Here is an 18,704-nt window from a genome sequence, read left to right on the forward strand (position 1 = left end):
GGTACGTTGTCGACTCCGTCATTTTCTGCTGTACACCCCTTCTTTCGCTGTTCCGCCAGACATTGCAGCCCGTCAAGAAAAGGCGAATGAACAGTATCGCGAAGGATTTGGCAGACATCAGAAGGTTGCCCAAGATCGCTCCCCCGGAAAGCGATACCTTCTTGTATCGCCTGGGAGTGGCAGTCTATGGCTTCGCTTCCTTCAGCAGCTTCAAATCCAAGGTGATGCTCAGCGATCAATCGCCTTGGAGATGTTGCAACGCCTGGATGTCTTGAGCGACTCGACTAGAGAGCCCCCTTGAGTGAATGTCAGATCGACTTGTAGCAGCTTGCCGAGCTACCGCAACACCGATATCCCCGAACTTTAGAAAATCCGTTTTCAGTAGTAATGGGCCCCGATGCGCGCGTCCAAAAAGGACTATATCGGCACGACGGGACAGACTTTCATCCTTCGGAGGCCGCACGGCCTGTAGTAGGCATGGAACTCGGCCCACAGCCCGTCTATGATCGGCTGATTTCAAAATGCCTGCATGGGGTGATTCATCATGGACGAGCAACTCGGACGTTTACACGCTGCAGCCTGCTTCAACTCAGCCTCCACGTTTAACGAGCCAACGCTGCGTAGCAAAGAGTATGCAAACGCGGCGCTCACCGAGTTTGTCAAACTTCAGCGTGAGCAGCCCGAGATTCTGAGCACGCTCCTCAAAGGGGGAAATCAGGGCGCCAAACGGTTGAACACCGACCCTTACCAAGGGCTTCGTGAGGTTATCCAGAACGCTGATGATCTGAACGCCACCTCCGTGCAGTTTGCTGTGCAGTCCGTCCAGGGCAACAAACAGTTGGTTATCGTTCATAACGGATTGCCTGTTGAGTTGCCCCACGTGCTGCCGATGATCTACCCATTCTATTCCACCAAGCAGAAATCGGCGGAGTTGAAGGGACGGTTTGGCATAGGCCTAAAGACCCTCACCCAACTGGGCGAAAATCTTACAGTCCACAGCGCGCCCTTCCATTTCGGCTCACGCGATGACCATGTGGCAATGGTGGAAGAAGCCGCTCCTATTGACGATTTCTACGACCCCCACGCCAACCAGACAATGGTCAGCGTCGATCTCTATCCGGACTATGACCTTGATTCCCTGGCGGCCTGGTTTGATGTATGGGCCCCCAGCGACCTGATCTTCCTGGACAACGTACGCGCCATTACGTTACTCGACTTGGACAAGCGCGTTTCACTAAAGCATTTGGCGATCCAGCAGACTCAACCCACTTGCCACTTTAACCTGGCGTTAGCCAAGCACCAGAGCCGTGTCACCCACTCGACCTTCTTGGTGGACAACGCCCTTTGGGAGCGCTTCGTTTGTGAAGTAAAGGTTCCAGCCGGGAAAGCACGCGCTGCAAAAGCGACAGGCCATTACACCCCAATCGGTATTGCGATGCCGGTAGAGGGTAATGCTCGAGGACGGCTCCATGTAGCGCTGCCCACCAAGATTCACACCAATGCTGCATTCTCCCTGGACGCTCAGTTCGACCCGTCTACTTCCCGAGAGGACATGATCCATGGCGGTTGGAATCAGTGGCTGACGGAAGCGTCGGGGCAGTTTCTCGGTGAACTGGCCATCCAGCTAATGGATGTCACAGCCGCGAAAATAGCTGAGGAAGCTCTTCATCGCTCACAGATTGAACTGGCTCACATAACGCGGATTACAACGCTTGGTGAGTTGGCTGCATCGATTGCTCACGAGGTTAACCAACCCTTGGCCGCGGTCACCACAAATGGCTCAGCTGGCCTGCGCTGGTTAAATCGAGACGTGCCTGACATTGGTGAGGTGCGCAATTCGATTGAATTGATGATGAGCGAAACTCACCGGGCGAGTGAAGTCATTCGTCGCATACGTGCAATGTCGCGCAAGACAGATCCGCAAAATACACGGCTAGACCTTAAAGAAGTCATTGAAGAGTCTTTGGCGCTGGTCGAGCGAGAGGTCAAGCGCAATAAGATTATGCTTGCCCATGATTTCGACTGCGGGCTTGCCTCAATCACGGGCGATCGAGTCCAGTTGCAGCAAGTCATCATCAATTTGATCATGAACGGCATGCAGTCAATGGTCACCACAAAAAGTAAAAACCGCACCCTGCATTTGGGTCTTTGCCACACCGAAACCGGCGATGTGGTTGTCGATGTTCAGGACAGCGGCCCTGGTATTTCGGCGGAGAATATGCCAAAGCTATTCAATGCATTCTTCACCACCAAACCGGATGGGATGGGTATGGGGTTGTCAATATGCCGCTCGATCATTGAGGCGCATGGTGGCCGTATCTGGGCGACGAATCACCCGGGTGTCGGGGCTGCACTACACTTTTCTCTACCCGCCAACCTGGAGGCTTGTGAGTGAACAGAGATCCCTCATCCAAAGTAACAGGCTGTGATGATCCCATCGTATTCGTGGTAGATGATGACGCCTCCATTCGCGATGCACTGAGTAATCTTTTCCGCTCTGTCGGAATACGAGTAGAGACGTTTGCTTCTGCTGCGGAATTCCTCCAGCAACAAGAAAGCTCTGATGCACCCAGTTGTTTGGTACTCGATGTTCGGCTTCAAGGTACCAGCGGCCTAGATTTTCAGAATCAGCTGGCTGACTCAAAGGTTTTTATGCCCATCATTTTCATCACTGGGCATGGCGATATTGCAATGACTGTCAAGGCAATGAAGGCCGGCGCTGTAGACTTTTTGGCGAAACCGTTTCGTGAGCAAGATCTCCTGGACGCAGTATCAACGGCATTTCAGGCAGACATTAGACGTCGGGATATCGACAAGAAAGCTACGGATTTGCATACCCACTACCAATCACTGACAGCCCGTGAACGTGAGGTAATGGCTCACGCAGCCAAGGGTTTGATGAACAAACAGATCGCAGGAGAAATGAACCTCAGTGAAATCACGGTGAAAATTCACCGCGGACACGCGATGAAAAAAATGCACGCGAAGTCGTTCGCTGATTTGGTTCGGATGGCAGAAGCATTGGGGATTGGGGCGGTACGCTGATCAGATCTATACGTGTGTATGATTTCCTTTAAAGAATACAGCCAATAGAGTGGTACTTAAGCGTTGGGCGCGCTCGTATATTTCGTTTATCCGCCCAATTGAAGGTACTACACAGTGAACAAAACACCGATGATATCCATAGTCGACGACGACGAATCTGTTCGAAATGCGATAGGCAATCTTGTGCGCTCTATTGGTTATGAGCCTACTTTGTTCTCCTGTGCCGAGGATTTTCTAGCATCTGCGCAGCTCGATGATACCTGCTGCTTGATCACAGACGTTCATATGCAAGGCATGAGTGGGTTGGATCTTCAATTCGAGTTGATCAATACCGGACAACATATGCCGATCATTTTCGTAACTGCTTACCCCGAAGAATCGATCCGCAAGCGTGCCAAAGCTGCTGGGGCAACGTGTTACTTAAGTAAACCGTTCGATGGGCAGACGATGATCGACTGCATCGAAGAAATTTTGCATAGCCCAAATGGGCACACCTGTAACTGAATAATTTCAATTCGCTCGGCCTCCCCGTTTTATTTCACCCCTCTTCCTTGGCAGCACCTCTCAAATAGCTTTTTCGAAGGAAAAATAACACTACTTTTTTCAGGCATTTGCTCTCCCCGACAATCACACCTACATACTCAGGTATTAGTCGTCGCAACCTACACGCTAGAAAACCTAACCTAAGTAGAAGTGTTATTTGTTTAAACGCGAGTTATCTTAATAACAAGCCAAGACGTAGCGCTTCAACTAAGTCCTGAGGTTTTTAGTCAGCTCAGCATTTTCGTTGATTCGAGCTTCACCAACCGTTACCAGGCTCAAAAGCAGAAACGAGTTGTCCTGCATCAAAGGACAACACCCTGCGCACTGAAGCACGGATAAAGGGCTCTGAGCCCCGGTAGTGATGACCATGAACAGAAACGATCTTCGCAGAACCGATCTAAATTTACTGATCGTCCTTGAAACCCTGATGCATGAGCGCAACCTGACTCGCACGGGAGAAAAGCTGTTTCTCTGTCAATCGGCTGTCAGTGCTGCGCTAAACCGGCTACGCCAGTATTTCGATGATCCGCTGTTCATTCGAATGGGGCGGACTATGGAGCCCACGAGCAGAGCCTTAGAGATTCACCTCACCCTGACTCCGGCGCTTGATACCATCGCCGCAGCTCTGAGTAGAACCAGCGAATTCGATCCCGCTACTAGCGGCGCAGTTTTCCGAATAGGTCTTTCCGACGACGTGGAATATGCCTTGCTGCCAGACCTGCTGCGTCAATTACGCATTGAAGCGCCAAACATCAGTTTGGTGGTGCGTCGTACTGATCACTTGTTAATGCCAAGCCTGCTTTCCACTGGAGAAATATCGTTAGGTGTCTGTCACATCCGTGAACTGCCGGCTAACGCAAAACGTAAATATCTTCGCAGTATTCGCCCAACAGTACTCAGCGCGAATTCCAGTGCTAGACCGCTTGACTTTAACGAATACTGCAATCGGCCGCACGTTTCCGTATCTCTCAATGGTGATATGACTGACTACATTGATCGCGCCTTGGATTCACTCGGGCGGCAGCGCAAAGTCGTATTGGCGGTTCCTCAATACAGCGCTCTTACAACGCTCCTTGCGGATACCGACATGCTTGCAGTGGTTCCTGAGTACGTTGCCGATGCCATGACTCGTCAGGGGAATTTGCGCGCTGACCCCGTCCCAATGGCTCTTTCTGCATTAGATCTGTCAATGTCTTGGAATGCAACCTTGGATAATCATCCCGGCGAGCGCTGGTTACGCTCTCGTATTAGTTGCCATCTAAGCGAGAGAGATATGCCGCTCAGTGAAATACATACCAAGCAAGCCGCTGCCTGACATTGGCTGACATGTGATCCGGATAATAACTATTAGTTTTTCTGTGAAGAAGCACTGGCGCACAGATAAGCATCTAATGATTCATGCACACAAACCCAAATCATGCAAATCAACTAAAACAGTAAAAAAGGATATTGCAATGACTACCAACAACCAAAATCACAGCATTACCACTACCACCCACAACTTTGTAGAAGCTGATGGTGTTCGTGTCTTCTACCGTGAAGCAGGCAATCCCAACGCTCCTGTGTTTTTGCTGATTCATGGATTTCCAAGTTCTTCTCACCAGTACCGAGATCTAATTCCGCTGCTGGCTACAAAATATCATGTGATAGCCCCGGATTTACCTGGTTTCGGCTTCACCGAAGTCCCAGCCGAGCGCCACTACGTCTACACCTTCGACGCGCTGGCTAAAACTTTGGGGGATTTCGTCGACGTACTCGGTTTAGAACGCTATGCCATGTACTTCTTCGACTATGGCGCACCAACGGGCTTGAGACTGGCTCTCGCGCATCCTGAACGCATCAGCGCTTTGGTTTCTCAGAATGGCAATGCTTACCTGGAAGGTCTGGGTGATGCTTGGGCACCGATTCGCAGTTATTGGGCAGAAAAGACCGCGGAGAATCGCCAGGTGATTAACGATGCGATCCTGCATTTGGAAGGAACTCGCTGGCAGTATGTGGAAGGCGTAAGCAATCCGGATGACATCGCTCCTGAAGCTTATTTCCTGGACGCACTGCTGTTGGAGCGTCCGGGCAACAAAGACATCCAGCTTGATCTGTTCTACGACTACCAGAACAACCTGACGTTGTACCCCGCGTTCCAGCAGTTCTTCCGCGACACCAAAGTGCCAACTCTGGCCATCTGGGGCAAAGGTGATCCGTTCTTCATTCCGCCAGGCGCTGAAGCTTTCAAACGTGATAACCCGAACGCGGTCGTCGAGCTCCTGGACACCGGCCACTTCGCACTGGAGACGCACGTTGAGCACATCGCTCAGCGGATCGTTGAAGTGCTGGGTCACGCGATCAAATAAAGCATGATCTTTTCGGTGCGGAGCTGTGCTCCGCACCGTTAAAGGTAAGGCCGCGTAATTCTCGATTTACCAAATACCCTGCGAGCGATGAGCTCAAAGGGTATTTTTCTGATTGGAGAGCGTGATATGGAGACGCAAACTGAAACCGCCCTCTTAGCTGGCGGGTGTTTCTGGGGCATGCAGGATTTGCTAAGACGCTACCCCGGCATACTTGCTACGCGAGTGGGCTACACAGGTGGTGATGTACCGAATGCGACTTATCGCAATCACGGCACACACGATGAGGCGATTGAGATCGTGTTTGACCCCGAGCAAATCACCTATCGCCAGATACTGGAGTTTTTCTTTCAAATACACGATCCAACGACGAGTAATCGCCAAGGGAACGACATCGGAACGAGCTATCGATCAGCGCTCTTCTATCTCGACAATGAGCAGAAGTACGTAGCTGAAGATACTGTGGCTGATGCAGACGCTTCCGGCCTGTGGCCTGACAAGGTCGTAACAGAGATCACACCTGCTGGCCCTTTCTGGGAAGCAGAACCAGAGCATCAGGACTATCTCGATCAATACCCCAATGGCTACACGTGCCATTTCATCCGTCCAAACTGGAAGTTACCAACACGAGGGTGATGGATAGCTGGCGGCCCGCCCGCGAGTAGGAGAATTATCCGTCACTCCGCATTCATCGAATGGGCGGCCTGCCCTGATTGACTTTATAGACGATCAGTCTAATATCGATCGCTATGACCGACCTGAAGCTACCCTCTCGCCGTGGCCGCCCGCCTAAAGTACCCAGAGACAATCTGGATACCCGGGATGCGCTCATCCGTTGCGGCACAGAAATTCTTACCGAGCAGGGCTTCATGGCCACTGGTATCGACGGTGTCTTAAAGAAAGTCGGTGTGCCAAAAGGCTCCTTCTATCACTACTTCGCGAGTAAAGAAGATTTTGGCCTGGCGGTGATGGATAACTACGCGACGTACTTCGCCAAGAAACTTGATCGCTGGTTACTGGATGACTCACTAACACCTTTACAGCGCGTGCTTGCCTTCGTTGAAGATGCGAAGACGGGTATGGAAAAATTCCACTTCAAGCGTGGCTGCCTTGTGGGCAATCTTGGTCAGGAAGTTACCATTCTCCCTGACGGTTTCCGCGAACACTTGGACTCCACCCTGCTCAGTTGGCAAAAACGATTGGCCGATTGCTTGCAGCTAGCACAGGTTGCCGGTGAGCTTGCCGAAGATGCCGACTGCACAGAGCTCGCGGCTTATTTCTGGATTGGATGGGAAGGCGCGGTGCTTCGAGCAAGGTTAGTAAAAAGTACCGCCCCCTTGAGCACCTTCATCAACGGATTTATGGCTGGGCTACCCCGCTGAATTTTTTTGGCCAATTTAAAGGCGATCGGTCTAATAGAGGAAGACTCATGTTCAAAGGCATTTTGATTGATAACACCGACGGCACTCACCTCGCCAAAATTTCCGAGCTCGACGAGTCCCAACTACCAGCCGGAGACGTCACCGTGCGTGTCGCATACAGCACGCTTAATTACAAAGATGCTCTGGCGATCACTGGTAAGGGCCCTGTCGTTCGCAAGTTTCCAATGGTGCCCGGAGTCGATCTGGTGGGTACGGTTGAGGAAAGCAGCAACCCCGACTTCAAGGTTGGTGACAATGTGCTGCTCAACGGTTGGGGCGTGGGTGAATCTCATTGGGGCGGTCTAGCTCAAAAAGCTCGGGTCAATGGCGACTGGCTTATTCCATTGCCTAGAGGATTTACCGCCCAGCAAGCCATGGCTATTGGTACAGCTGGCTATACAGCGATGCTCTCGGTACTCGCTTTGGAGCGTAACTGCGTCACACCGGATAAAGCTGAGGTCTTGGTGACAGGGGCGAACGGTGGCGTCGGTAGTTTCGCTATCGCCCTCCTCGCTGGCTTGGGCTACACCGTCGTTGCTTCTACCGGTCGCCTCGAGGAAATGGATTACCTGAAAAGGCTTGGTGCCTCTGAGATCATTGATCGTTCTGTGTTGAGCGCGCCAGGTCGTCCACTTGCCAAAGAACGCTGGGCAGGCGCCATCGATTCGGTGGGTAGCCATACCCTAGCCAACATCTGCGCCAGTACACGCTATGGAGGCACCGTTGCCGCGTGCGGACTTGCACAAGGGATGGACTTACCCGCTAGCGTCGCCCCCTTCATTCTGCGTGGTGTGACGTTGGTGGGAATCGATAGCGTGATGCGTTCCCGTAGAGATCGAATTGCTGCCTGGGATCGTCTGGCACGAGACCTCGATTTGTCTATTTTGAAAGAGATCACGCGCGAAATTGGCTTGGGTGAGGTCGTCCAGACAGCAAACCAACTTCTCGCCGGCGAGGTTCGCGGACGTGTTGTGGTTGATGTGAATCGTTGATTCCTTCGCCTGAAAAGCGTAGATCGATGTATATGCTTGCCTGTTTCCGCCAACAAAAAAGGGCCCTCGCAGGGCCCTTTTTGTACCCAAACCAAACTCACTTGGCCAGCCAGGGCTCGACGGTCGCGGAACCGTACTCAGCTTTCCATTCTTTCAGTTGATTGTGGTTGCCACCTTTGGTTTCGACGACTTCACCAGTGTGAGGGTTTTTATAGACCTTCAACGTAACTCTATCCCCCACCCTCGGCTAACTCGCTCGGGCAGAGTAACCACCTGCGAACAGATCCTGACTCAAATCACCGTGACAGCCGCATTCAACATCAACACCACAATCAAACCGACCACGGCTACGATGGATTGAACCACCGAAATGGTCTTGGTGGCTTCGCCCATAGTCATGCCGAAGGATTCCTTCACCATCCAGAAGCCCGCATGGTTCGCATACCTGCGACGCACGCCTCTGTCGTTCATCATCCTCGACGCCCAGGAAGAACCCGGTGGTGCCTGGCGCCATGGCTGGAACTCGCTACGACTCTTTTCCCCGGCGACCTGGAGTTCGATTCCCGGCTGGATGATGCCCCCCTCACAGGATGGCTATCCATCGCGAGACCATGTGGTCGACTACCTCAAACAGTATGAACAGCGCTATCAATTCCCCGTGGTGCGGCCGGTACAGATCACCCGTGTGGAACGCACCGAAACAGGTTTGCGCGTACACGCCCCGGACAGGCAATGGGACGCCCGGGTCGTGGTCAGCGCAACGGGCACCTGGAGCCACCCCTACATCCCTCGCTACCCCGATGCTGCCTTATTCGCCGGTCGGCAATTGCACTCTGCGGACTATGTCGAGGCGGCCCCTTTCGCCGGCAAGAAAGTCCTGGTGGTAGGTGGCGGTAATTCAGGGGCGCAGATTCTGGCCGAGGTGTCGAAAATCGCCGAGACCACTTGGGTCACGCCCGTTGAGCCGCTGTTTCTTCCCGACGAAGTGGATGGGCGCGTGTTGTTCGAGCGCGCCACTGAACGTTGGAAGGCCCAGCAGGAAGGTCGCGTCATCGACCAACCGGTGGGAGGGTTGGGTGACATCGTCATGGTGCCGCCCGTGGTCGAGGCCCGTGAACGCAATGTCCTTCAGGCCGTCAGGCCTTTCGAGCGCTTTACCCGCAACGGCGTGATCTGGGTCGACGGCCGCGAATCGGCGGTGGACGTGGTGATCTGGTGCACCGGATTCAGACCGGCCCTGCAGCACCTTGCTACGCTGGGGGTGCTCAACAATGAAGGCCGCGTGGAAGTCGAGGGCACTCACTCGATACAACAGCCCGGGCTGTGGCTGGTCGGCTACGGCGAGTGGACGGGGTCGGCGTCCGCCACCCTGATCGGCGTTACACGCACCGCACGCAGCACGGTCGGCGAGATAGTCGCCTTTCTTGCCGCTCCATCCACGGCAGAGGCGTTGAAAGCTGTTGACCAGCCCGATATTGCCGTTAAACGCAACCTACTGCAGGCCGACCCTGGCCAGCAGATAAGTGATCGCGATGATGCTTAGCCGGGCGCTACCGGTATCGCAGGCAGCCAGATATCCCACCGCTATTGCCCCAGACATTGGTTTGCAAGTGGCGGTTGTCCATGGCCGCCCCTCCACCGGGCTTTCAGCGCTGTCCCCCTGACCATCGAGCAAGGGTTGATCGGCTCCGCCATGGGGCAGCCTGGTGCTGGGGTTCAACGAACTGCGCATGGTTTTCCTACGTGCCATAGACCTGGATCAAAACCCGCCAACGCCCTTTCACTATCATGAACACTCGGCGTCTAACGCTAAGGGCTGAGGGCTCTCCATGGAACTCGTACTCCAACTGTTCAATGGCGGGGCCGGCAGTCTAGCCTCCTACTTGGCGGCCCACGTGCTGCTCTGCCTGTTACCGGCGTTCTTTATTGCCGGTGCCATGGCGGCCCTCATTCCCAAAGCCAGCATCACCCACTGGCTGGGCCGGCACGCGCCGGTTTACGTGTCCTATCCGGCAGCAGCGCTGGCGGGATCTCTGATTGCCGTTTGCTCATGCACTATTGTGCCGTTGTTCGCAGGCGTCTATCGCAAAGGCGCAGGTATTGGCCCGGCGATCACCTTTCTGTTTTTCGCGCCGGCAGGCAACATCATGGCCCTGGCCTATACCGGCAACATCCTGGGGGTGGACTTTGCCATCGCCCGCTTGATTCTTTGCCTGGTGTTCGGTATCGGCATCGGCTTGCTGATGGCCACCATTTTCTGGAAGGACGACCAGACCCACGACGCACAGTCCGATGCCCTGTTCGCCGAGAAAGCCAGTGTTTCGCGGCCTGCATTGGGCGTGCTGCTGTCCTTGGTGGCCCTGCTGGTTGCCGGCACCCTAAAGCTCTGGCCCCTGACCGCAGACCTGTTCAGCATCAATATGCCGTTGTCCTGGGCCCAGACATGGCAGGACACACTGTTTAGCTGGGTACCATTCGATTCCAGCAAGGGCGAGGAAGGTGTCGGCTTCCAAGGCTCCGTGCTCATTGCTCTGCTGCTGATGATCGCCGCCACCGCCAAACGCGGCCTGGATAACATCACCGAAGGGGCCAATCGCTGGACATGGGTTGCGCTGGGCCTGGCCGCCAGTACCTTGCTGATCGCCTCGATGCGCCTGACACCAGAACCCGGCACCTTGACCTTTACCTTCACGGGGCGTGTATTGGCCGTCGCCATGACCATGCTGTCCGTCTGGTACTTTGCCCGCCAGTTGCCCGCCGCAGATTGGCAAAGCTGGTTGTGGGAAGCCTGGCGCTTCGTGAAGCAGATTTTCGTGGTACTGGTGGTGGGCGTATTCATTGTTGGCATGGTGCGCCAGGTCATTCAGCCCGAGTGGATTGAAGCCCTCGCGGGCAGCAACTCCGTGCAGGCCAATGCCGTAGCCGTTGGCTTCGGCGTATTCATGTACTTCCCAACTCTGGTGGAAGTACCCGTTGCCAAGATGTTCCTGGATCTGGGCATGCACCCTGGCCCTCTCCTGGCCTACCTGATGGCCGATCCTGAACTGAGCTTGCAGAGCATGCTAATGGTGGCCGCCGTGATTGGCCGCAAGAAGACCGCCGCTTACGTTGGCCTGGTCGCCTCGTTCAGCATCGTCGCCGGCCTGCTGTTTGGCGCCTGGATTGACGGCACTGGCTGGCTGACCCTCGGCGCAGGGATGGCGGCCTGGCTGCTCGTAGTGGCCAGTGTCTATCTGTTGATCCGCCTTCAACGTACACAAACCGCAAGCTGACCAACACACGAAGGAGCTGCATATGCTGAACGTCAAGATCCTCGGTTCGGGCTGTGCCAACTGCAAGAAACTGGAAGCGGTAGCCCGCGAGGCCGCGCAGAACCTGAACATCCAGGCCGAGTTCGAAAAGATCACCGACATGAGCAAGATGATGACTTACGACATCCTCCCCACGCCTGCTCTGGTAATCAACGAGAAGGTGGTCAGCAGCGGAAAGATTCCGACTGTTGCAGAGATCCAGAGCTGGATTTCTGCGGCGCAGTGACGGCTGAAAATTAAAGATGTCCATGACACCACCAGCGCGACAGTCGTTTGATAACAGATCCGTTCGGGGTGCTTGGGGTTGATGGGGAAGTTCTTGGCCATGCCGATCTCCGGTCGTTGAAGTCCATCTGGGTGCCCCCCCTTCGAACCGTTGTTCTTACCGGATGCTCATTGGTCTTACTCATTTCAGCCCCTTTTGCCGGACTTGTTTTTCTAGCGCCAATCCAGATAACGAAACAGTTCCTCCTCCTGATCAAAATGCAGTCGCACGAGGGTATCCAGACGAATCAATTGATGCTGGATCTCATCAGCCGGTTGCGTTGCGGGGGCGGCGCTGAAGTCGCTACTCATGCGCGCCAGTAAATGAATAAGTCGAAAGATCTCCCGGTGAACGTGACTCATGGCAGACATCGGGTCCTCGCCTGGCAGGCTTCGCGTCAGCAGGGGGTACAGTGTGTCTTCATCTTCGTGTTCATGCTGCGCCAGTGATGTTTGCAGCTTGTTGACCAGCGCCACCAAGTCGGCTTGTGCTTGCGCAAGTGGGCGCTGGGCAAAGTCGTTGGCCAGTTGGTGCAAATCGCTCAGTACGGTAGAGAGTTGCTGGTGTTCAGCTTGCAGGCGATCAATATTCTCAGCGGTAAGCTTTCGTTTTCTCAGCCCCCGCAACGGCCCCAGTGCCCGCAAGGCGTTAATGATGATCACCACGTCGATGCCCTCCTGCACCACGGCGCCAATCAGCGGCGGCAGGTAACCGAGGGCCGCCACCACCATGGCCAGTAACGACATTCCCATGCCGACCAGCACGCCCTGGCGGGCGATGTAGCGGGTGCGTCGGGCAATGTCCAGCGCCTCGACCAGACGATCCAGACGATCCACCAGCAGCACAACACCAGCGGCTTGTGCAGAAGCAGTGGCACCGCTGGCCCCCATGGCTACACCGACATTGGCCGCCGCAAGCGCGGGGGCGTCGTTGATGCCATCGCCGACCATCAATGTGCTAGTGCGCAGGCTCGCTTGCTGTACCGCACGCACTTTATCCTCAGGGGTCAACCCGGCATGCAGCTCGTCAATCCCGGCGGACAGCGCAATCATCTCGGCGGTTTCCAGGCGGTCCCCGGTTAGCATGACGATCTTTTCGATACCTCTATTGCGCAGTCGACGCAGAGTCTGCGGCGTTTCGCGCCGAACGTTGTCCGAGAAAATCAGCAGGCCCGCGAGTTTCCCATCCACGTCGATGAAGCTACCACTGCACGCCAGGTAATCCATGTGCCGTAGCATGGCGTCGACCCAGTCAGTTCCAGGGGCGTCTTTGTGAGCAAAAGACAACGTGCCGAAACGCACCTGCACACCATCGACATGCCCACAAAGTCCAGAGCCCGGGCTTTCTTCTACGTCCTGCGGGACGCTGAGAGGCAATTGACGCTGATGCGCCGCTTCAACAATTGCCTGCGAGACAGGATGCGTCGAGGCCTGCGCCAGTGAAGCGGCCAGGCCAAGCAGGCGCTGCGGATCGGTCAGTCCGTTGACCTCTATCGACTGCAGGCGGGCATGGCCGCTGGTCAGCGTGCCGGTCTTGTCGAGGAACACCTGCTTGATTGCGGCCAACGCTTCCAGGGTCACGCCGTCCTTGATCAGGATTCCGCGCCGCGCGGCCCTCGAAATACCCGACATGATGGCAATCGGTACAGCCAGAATCAAAGGGCAAGGTGTGGCCACCACCAGCACTGCCAGCGCTCGCAAAGGATCTCCACTCAAATACCAAGCCAATCCGGCAAGCAGCAACGTCAGTGGGATGAAGAACAATGCATAGCGGTCGGCCAGGCGAACGAAGGGTGCGCGTGAACGGCGTGCCGCCTCGGCCAGCCGCACTATGCCTGCATAGGTACTCTGCGCGGCCGTTCGCGTGGTGATTAGCAGGATGGGCGCGCCGACATTGGACACGCCACTGGACAGTTGCTCGCCCTCTCGACGGGTTACGGGCAACGACTCACCACTGAGCGCCGATTCATCCAGAATCGCCGCAGGACTCAGCAGCCGACCGTCGACCGGTATCACTTCCCCCAGTCGCACCAACAATGTTTGATGCAGTTGGACCTGCTCAACGGGGATCTTGCGCAAGCCACCCTCCTCCTGTAACCAGGCAAAACGTGGCGCCCGATCGATAAGCGCACGAAGCTCGCGCTCGGCGCGTTGCTTGGTGAAAAACTCCAGGGTCCGCCCGGACGCCAGCATTAAGGCGATCACCGCGGCCACCAGTGTTTGCTCGAAGACCAGAGCGGCAGTGATCGACAGCAGCGCGATCAGGTCCACACCAGCCTCGCGCCGGGCCAGACGCCTGACGATTTCAACGAGCAGTACCGCAGACATCACCAGACTGCCTGCTGCCCAGCACATCGATGCCCAATCAGGTTTCTGCGCAATATGCGCAACGCCTCCGGCCAGCAGCGTCAGTGCGGTGAGCAGCAATAGTAGGGGGTCCAGCCACTTACTGAGCATCGAAGTGAGTTCCTCAAAAAAGCGATTCGCATGCCTCGCTGTAAAAACATCTGCCGCTCATCGAGATAGAGCTTAGGACTCGAATGTCTTTCGTGTCCGCCGGTGCGCAGCAATTGAGGCGTTGGACACAAAACATGTCATGGCTGCGCCCGGATGAATCGGCTGCTTTCCCTCTTACTGATCTAGATCAAACCGACGTTGCACGTTCACGCAGAAATTAGGGTCAGCATTCGCACCATCGCCTTCGATGAGTGCAGAAACTCTCGTTTCGTGGAGGCTCCCATGGCTACGCACCTGCAAGGCACCCAACCGGTCGTCCCGCCGACTGCCACCCACCCCCTTGCAGGCAGTTTGCAAAAGGTGGAACCCAAGCGTCTGTCCTTGAGCCTGCTGATTGCCCTGGTGGTCGGTTCGATGATCGGCAGCGGCATTTTCAGCCTGCCGCAAAACATGGCGACCAGTGCGGGGGCCGGGGCGATTCTGATTGGCTGGCTGATCACCGGCGTCGGCATGCTGTCGCTGGCGCTGGTCTATCAGACCTTGTCCAACCGCCAACCGGCGCTGGACAACGGCGTGTTCGCCTACGCCCGCGCCTTGGGTGGCGAATACCTCAGTTTCAACTCAGCCTGGGGCTACTGGATCAGTGCCTGGATCGGCAACGTCAGCTACCTGGTGATTTTGTTCGCTGCGCTGAGTTATTTCTTCCCCCTGTTCGGTGAAGGCAATAACAAAGCTGCGATTGCCGGGGCGTCCGTGGTGCTGTGGTCATTGCACTGGATGATTCTGCGGGGCATGCACACGGCAGCGCGGGCCAACGCGTTGACGACGGTGGCCAAGATCGTGCCGTTGCTGCTGTTTATCGGTGTGGTGATAGCGGCTTTCCAGCGTGAAACCTTCAGTGTCGACTTCTGGGGGGCGCCCGCGCTGGGCAGCACCCTCGATCAAGTCAAAAGCACCATGTTGGTGACTGTCTGGGTGTTCATCGGTATCGAGGGCGCCAATGTGTTCTCTGCCCGCGCAGCGGAGCGGGCCAATGTCGGCCGCGCCACGGTCATCGGCTTTGTCATTACCCTGTCGCTGTTGATTGCAGTGTCGTTACTCTCGCTGGGCATTCTCAGACAACCTGAACTGGCCGCACTGAAAAATCCTTCGATGGCCGGCGTGCTTCAGGCCGCAGCCGGGCCATGGGGCGCGGTGCTGATCAGCATTGGCTTGATCATTTCGGTGGGTGGCGCCCTGCTCGCCTGGACGCTGCTGGCGGCGGAATCGGTGTTCACACCGGCCAAGGAAAAGGTCATGCCGGGCGCGCTGGCCGTGGAAAACACCCAGGGTGTACCGGCCAATGCGCTGTGGATCACCAACGGCTGCATTCAACTGTTCCTGTTACTGACGCTGTACTCGAGCGCCAGTTACCTCGCGCTGATTTCCCTGGCCACCTCGATGATTCTGCTGCCGTACCTGTTCAGCGGGCTGTATGCGCTGAAGCTGACCTGGCAGGGCCAGAGCTATGCCGGCCACCGCGCCCTGCAACTACGCGACATGGCTATCGCCTCGGTCGCCTCGCTGTATTGCCTGTGGCTGCTGTATGCCGCCGGGCCTAAATACATGTTGCTCAGCGCTTTGCTCTACGCCCCCGGTTCGTTGATTTACCTGGCCACCATGAAGGCTCGTCAGGGGCAACCGCTCAGCGGCCCCGAGACGGGACTGTTGATCATTATCTGGACGGCGGCAGCCTTCGCCGGCTGGATGCTGTGGTCCGGGACGCTGTCGTTGTAGGGGCAGCACCACAGGAAGCCGCCAGCGCCGAGGCCAGGTCGAGATTCGCTCAGTTCCGCCAGCTCATCTTTGATTTTCTCGAACCTGGGTCGCTGTTCAAGGCGGCCATGGTTTGCCTAAGGATAACCGCACAACCCGCGCGCGCATGCCGTTTAAGTTTCCCGACCCTGTAAGCCCTCGTTGTGTAGAGGGAATGAGTTGTCATCTGGAGGATCACTGCAATGACCACGGAAAAAGTTAAGTACGGCGTACATTCCGAAGCCGGCAAACTGCGCAAAGTCATGGTTTGCTCTCCCGGCCTGGCCCATCAGCGGCTGACCCCGAACAACTGCGACGAGCTTCTTTTCGATGATGTGCTGTGGGTCGCCCAAGCCAAGCGCGACCATTTCGACTTCGTCACCAAAATGCGCGAGCGCAATGTCGACGTACTGGAAATGCACAACCTGCTGACCGACATCGTCGCCATCCCTGAAGCCCTGAACTGGATCCTGGAGCGCAAGATCACCGCCAATTCAGTGGGCTTGGGCCTGGTCAACGAAGTCAGCTCGTGGCTGCGCAGCCTGGAGTCGCGCAAGATTGCCGAGTTCCTGATTGGCGGCGTGTCGGCGGATGATCTGCCAGACAGCTTCGGCGGCAAGACCATTCAGATGTTCCGCGATTTCCTCGGCCACTCGAGCTTCATTCTGCCGCCGTTACCCAACACCCAGTTCACCCGCGACACCACCTGCTGGATTTTCGGTGGCGTGACGCTGAATCCGATGCACTGGCCGGCGCGCCGTCAGGAAACGTTGCTGGCCAGCGCCATCTACAAATTCCACCCGGAGTTCACCAACGCTGACTTCCAGATCTGGTATGGCGATCCGGATCAGGAACACGGCAACGCCACACTCGAAGGCGGCGACGTGATGCCCATCGGTAACGGTGTTGTGTTGATCGGCATGGGCGAACGGTCCTCGCGCCAGGCCATCGGCCAGCTGGCGGTGAACCTGTTCAAGCACAACGTCGTAGAGCGCGTAATCGTCGCAGGCCTGCCGAAATCCCGCGCAGCGATGCACCTGGACACCGTGTTCAGCTTCTGCGACCGCGACCTGGTGACGATTTTTCCGGAAGTGGTCAGCCAGATCGTCGCCTTCACCCTGCGCCCTGACGACAGCAAACCGGGCGGTATCGACATTCGTCGCGAAGAAACCAACTTCCTCGACACCGTGGCCAAGGCGCTCAACCTGAAAACGTTGCGCGTGGTGGAAACCGGCGGCAACAGCTTCGCCGCCGAGCGCGAGCAGTGGGACGACGGCAATAACGTGGTGGCCGTGGAACCGGGCGTGGTGATCGGCTACGACCGCAACACCTACACCAATACGCTGCTGCGCAAGGCCGGTGTGGAAGTCATCACCATCAGCGCCGGCGAACTCGGTCGCGGGCGTGGTGGTGGCCATTGCATGACCTGCCCGATCATCCGCGATCCTATCGACTATTGATTCCTGTGCCCTGCTTCGCGCTCATCAAGCGGGAGGCAGGTGGATAACCCAAACTCAAGGAGATCCCATCATGGCTTTCAACATGCGCAACCGCAGCCTGCTCTCGCTGATGCACCACACGACGCGCGAGCTGCACTACCTGCTGGATTTGTCCCGTGACCTCAAACGCGCCAAGTACACCGGCACCGAGCGTCCACACCTGCAAGGCAAGAACATCGCACTGATCTTCGAAAAAACCTCGACCCGCACCCGTTGCGCCTTCGAAGTCGCGGCCCACGACCAAGGCGCTCACGTCACCTACATCGACCCGGTGTCGTCGCAGATCGGCCACAAGGAAAGCATGAAGGACACCGCCCGCGTGCTGGGGCGGATGTTCGACGCCATTGAATACCGCGGCTTCGAACAGGAAATCGTCGAAGAGCTGGCCAAGTTCGCCGGCGTGCCGGTGTTCAACGGTCTGACCGCTGAATTCCATCCGACGCAAATGATCGCCGACACCCTGACCATGCGTGAACACAGCGACAAGCCGCTGCACGACATCAGGTACGCCTACCTCGGCGACGCCCGCTACAACATGGGTAATTCGCTGCTGATGATCGGCGCCAAACTGGGCATGGACGTGCGCATCGCCGCACCGAAAGCCTTGTGGCCGCGCGCTGATTTCATTGCTCAATGCGAAGCCTTCGCCGAAGACAGTGGCGCGCGCATCACCATCACCGAAGACCCGAAAGAAGCGGTCAAAGGCGTGGACTTCATCCACACCGACATCTGGGTGTCGATGGGTGAACCGGTGGAAGCGTGGGACGAGCGCATCGAGCAACTGATGCCGTATCAGGTCAACGCCTCCATGATGAAGGCTTCGGGCAACCCGCGCGTGAAATTCATGCACTGTTTGCCCGCGTTCCACAACAGCGAAACCAAGGTCGGCAAAGACATTGCCGCGCGCTATCCGCACTTGGCCAATGGCGTTGAGGTGACTGAAGAGGTCTTCGAATCGCCGGCCAACATCGCCTTCGAGCAAGCGGAAAACCGCATGCACACCATCAAGGCGATTCTGGTGTCGGCGTTGGCA

General features: G+C 56.3%; 15 protein-coding genes and 3 pseudogenes. 14 read left to right on the plus strand and 4 right to left on the minus strand.

Features of this window, described 5'->3' with window-relative positions:
• Window positions 1-544: 544 nt before the first annotated feature.
• From H7698_RS30240 to acuI, 8 genes are all read left to right on the plus strand, one after another.
• Entirely contained in the window at window positions 545-2,395 is a 1,851-nt protein-coding gene (locus H7698_RS30240) for a sensor histidine kinase (protein ID WP_235992987.1), read from the plus strand.
• Window positions 2,392-3,045 carry a response regulator transcription factor gene (locus H7698_RS30245; RefSeq protein WP_194693827.1) on the plus strand — a complete coding sequence of 218 codons (654 nt, stop codon included), beginning with the start codon at window positions 2,392-2,394 and terminating at the stop codon, window positions 3,043-3,045. Before H7698_RS30240 ends, H7698_RS30245 begins: the two co-directional genes overlap by 4 nt.
• Before the next feature lie 114 nt (window positions 3,046-3,159).
• Window positions 3,160-3,549 (plus strand): response regulator transcription factor, encoded by a 390-nt coding sequence (locus tag H7698_RS30250; protein ID WP_328803782.1) that lies wholly within the window; start codon window positions 3,160-3,162, stop codon window positions 3,547-3,549.
• Window positions 3,550-3,955: 406 nt separating this feature from the next.
• The gene (locus tag H7698_RS30255) at window positions 3,956-4,903 is read left to right on the plus strand and encodes a LysR family transcriptional regulator (protein WP_194693828.1); all 948 of its coding nucleotides are present in this window, start codon (window positions 3,956-3,958) and stop codon (window positions 4,901-4,903) included.
• Window positions 4,904-5,042: 139 nt separating this feature from the next.
• Window positions 5,043-5,936, plus strand: coding sequence for an alpha/beta fold hydrolase (locus H7698_RS30260; RefSeq protein WP_194693829.1), 894 nt, complete (start codon window positions 5,043-5,045; stop codon window positions 5,934-5,936).
• Window positions 5,937-6,062: 126 nt separating this feature from the next.
• On the plus strand, window positions 6,063-6,569 hold the full coding sequence (gene msrA / locus H7698_RS30265) for a peptide-methionine (S)-S-oxide reductase MsrA (protein WP_194693830.1): 507 nt from the start codon (window positions 6,063-6,065) through the stop codon (window positions 6,567-6,569).
• Window positions 6,570-6,682: 113 nt separating this feature from the next.
• Window positions 6,683-7,315: an acrylate utilization transcriptional regulator AcuR gene (gene acuR / locus H7698_RS30270; RefSeq protein WP_194693831.1), complete on the plus strand. Its 633-nt coding sequence runs from the start codon at window positions 6,683-6,685 to the stop codon at window positions 7,313-7,315.
• Between the two features lie 47 nt (window positions 7,316-7,362).
• On the plus strand, window positions 7,363-8,346 hold the full coding sequence (gene acuI / locus H7698_RS30275) for an acrylyl-CoA reductase (NADPH) (protein WP_194693832.1): 984 nt from the start codon (window positions 7,363-7,365) through the stop codon (window positions 8,344-8,346).
• A 97-nt stretch (window positions 8,347-8,443) separates the two neighbouring features.
• Here the strand turns inward: acuI and H7698_RS30280 are convergent.
• Window positions 8,444-8,569 (minus strand): annotated as a pseudogene (locus tag H7698_RS30280) (transcriptional regulator); the annotation flags it as partial.
• Between the two features lie 68 nt (window positions 8,570-8,637).
• Window positions 8,638-8,790 (minus strand): annotated as a pseudogene (locus H7698_RS30285) (GntT/GntP/DsdX family permease); the annotation flags it as partial.
• Here H7698_RS30285 and H7698_RS30290 point away from each other — a divergent pair.
• Complete coding sequence (locus tag H7698_RS30290; RefSeq protein ID WP_235992988.1) at window positions 8,744-9,889, plus strand: ArsO family NAD(P)H-dependent flavin-containing monooxygenase; 1,146 nt, start codon at window positions 8,744-8,746, stop codon at window positions 9,887-9,889. The pseudogene H7698_RS30285 and the gene H7698_RS30290 sit on opposite strands and share 47 nt — an antisense overlap.
• Here the strand turns inward: H7698_RS30290 and H7698_RS31530 are convergent.
• A pseudogene (locus H7698_RS31530) lies at window positions 9,842-9,940 on the minus strand (thermostable hemolysin); the annotation flags it as partial. The gene H7698_RS30290 and the pseudogene H7698_RS31530 overlap by 48 nt on opposite strands.
• Window positions 9,941-10,175: 235 nt before the next feature.
• Between H7698_RS31530 and H7698_RS30295 the strand changes: the two are divergent.
• Window positions 10,176-11,618, plus strand: a complete 1,443-nt coding sequence (locus tag H7698_RS30295) for a permease (RefSeq protein ID WP_194693833.1) — start codon at window positions 10,176-10,178, stop codon at window positions 11,616-11,618.
• A gap of 22 nt (window positions 11,619-11,640) precedes the next feature.
• Entirely contained in the window at window positions 11,641-11,883 is a 243-nt protein-coding gene (locus H7698_RS30300) for a thioredoxin family protein (RefSeq protein ID WP_194693834.1), read from the plus strand.
• Window positions 11,884-12,095: 212 nt separating this feature from the next.
• Here H7698_RS30300 and H7698_RS30305 read toward each other — a convergent pair whose 3' ends face one another.
• Window positions 12,096-14,378 carry a heavy metal translocating P-type ATPase gene (locus tag H7698_RS30305; protein WP_194693835.1) on the minus strand — a complete coding sequence of 761 codons (2,283 nt, stop codon included), beginning with the start codon at window positions 14,376-14,378 and terminating at the stop codon, window positions 12,096-12,098.
• Between the two features lie 282 nt (window positions 14,379-14,660).
• Between H7698_RS30305 and arcD the strand changes: the two genes are divergently transcribed.
• From arcD to H7698_RS30320, 3 genes are all read left to right on the plus strand, one after another.
• Window positions 14,661-16,154, plus strand: coding sequence for an arginine-ornithine antiporter (gene arcD, locus H7698_RS30310; RefSeq protein ID WP_194693836.1), 1,494 nt, complete (start codon window positions 14,661-14,663; stop codon window positions 16,152-16,154).
• A 221-nt stretch (window positions 16,155-16,375) separates the two neighbouring features.
• Window positions 16,376-17,632: an arginine deiminase gene (gene arcA, locus H7698_RS30315; protein WP_162438029.1), complete on the plus strand. Its 1,257-nt coding sequence runs from the start codon at window positions 16,376-16,378 to the stop codon at window positions 17,630-17,632.
• A gap of 70 nt (window positions 17,633-17,702) precedes the next feature.
• Window positions 17,703-18,704: ornithine carbamoyltransferase (locus H7698_RS30320; RefSeq protein ID WP_194693837.1), on the plus strand; the 1,002-nt coding region annotated here is incomplete at its 3' end.

Source organism: Pseudomonas sp. p50(2008), from assembly GCF_015351605.1.
Classification (GTDB): domain Bacteria; phylum Pseudomonadota; class Gammaproteobacteria; order Pseudomonadales; family Pseudomonadaceae; genus Aquipseudomonas.

Bases quoted from the DNA above. Each gene is read 5' to 3' on its own strand.
- H7698_RS30240 (WP_235992987.1), top strand. From the start codon at position 545: ATGGACGAGCAACTCGGACGTTTACACGCTGCAGCCTGCTTCAACTCA.
- H7698_RS30255 (WP_194693828.1), top strand. From the start codon at position 3,956: ATGAACAGAAACGATCTTCGCAGAACCGATCTAAATTTACTGATCGTC.
- H7698_RS30260 (WP_194693829.1), top strand. From the start codon at position 5,043: ATGACTACCAACAACCAAAATCACAGCATTACCACTACCACCCACAAC.
- msrA (WP_194693830.1), top strand. From the start codon at position 6,063: ATGGAGACGCAAACTGAAACCGCCCTCTTAGCTGGCGGGTGTTTCTGG.
- acuR (WP_194693831.1), top strand. From the start codon at position 6,683: ATGACCGACCTGAAGCTACCCTCTCGCCGTGGCCGCCCGCCTAAAGTA.
- acuI (WP_194693832.1), top strand. From the start codon at position 7,363: ATGTTCAAAGGCATTTTGATTGATAACACCGACGGCACTCACCTCGCC.
- H7698_RS30290 (WP_235992988.1), top strand. From the start codon at position 8,744: ATGCCGAAGGATTCCTTCACCATCCAGAAGCCCGCATGGTTCGCATAC.
- H7698_RS30295 (WP_194693833.1), top strand. From the start codon at position 10,176: ATGGAACTCGTACTCCAACTGTTCAATGGCGGGGCCGGCAGTCTAGCC.
- H7698_RS30300 (WP_194693834.1), top strand. From the start codon at position 11,641: ATGCTGAACGTCAAGATCCTCGGTTCGGGCTGTGCCAACTGCAAGAAA.
- H7698_RS30305 (WP_194693835.1), bottom strand. From the start codon at position 14,378: ATGCTCAGTAAGTGGCTGGACCCCCTACTATTGCTGCTCACCGCACTG.
- arcD (WP_194693836.1), top strand. From the start codon at position 14,661: ATGGCTACGCACCTGCAAGGCACCCAACCGGTCGTCCCGCCGACTGCC.
- arcA (WP_162438029.1), top strand. From the start codon at position 16,376: ATGACCACGGAAAAAGTTAAGTACGGCGTACATTCCGAAGCCGGCAAA.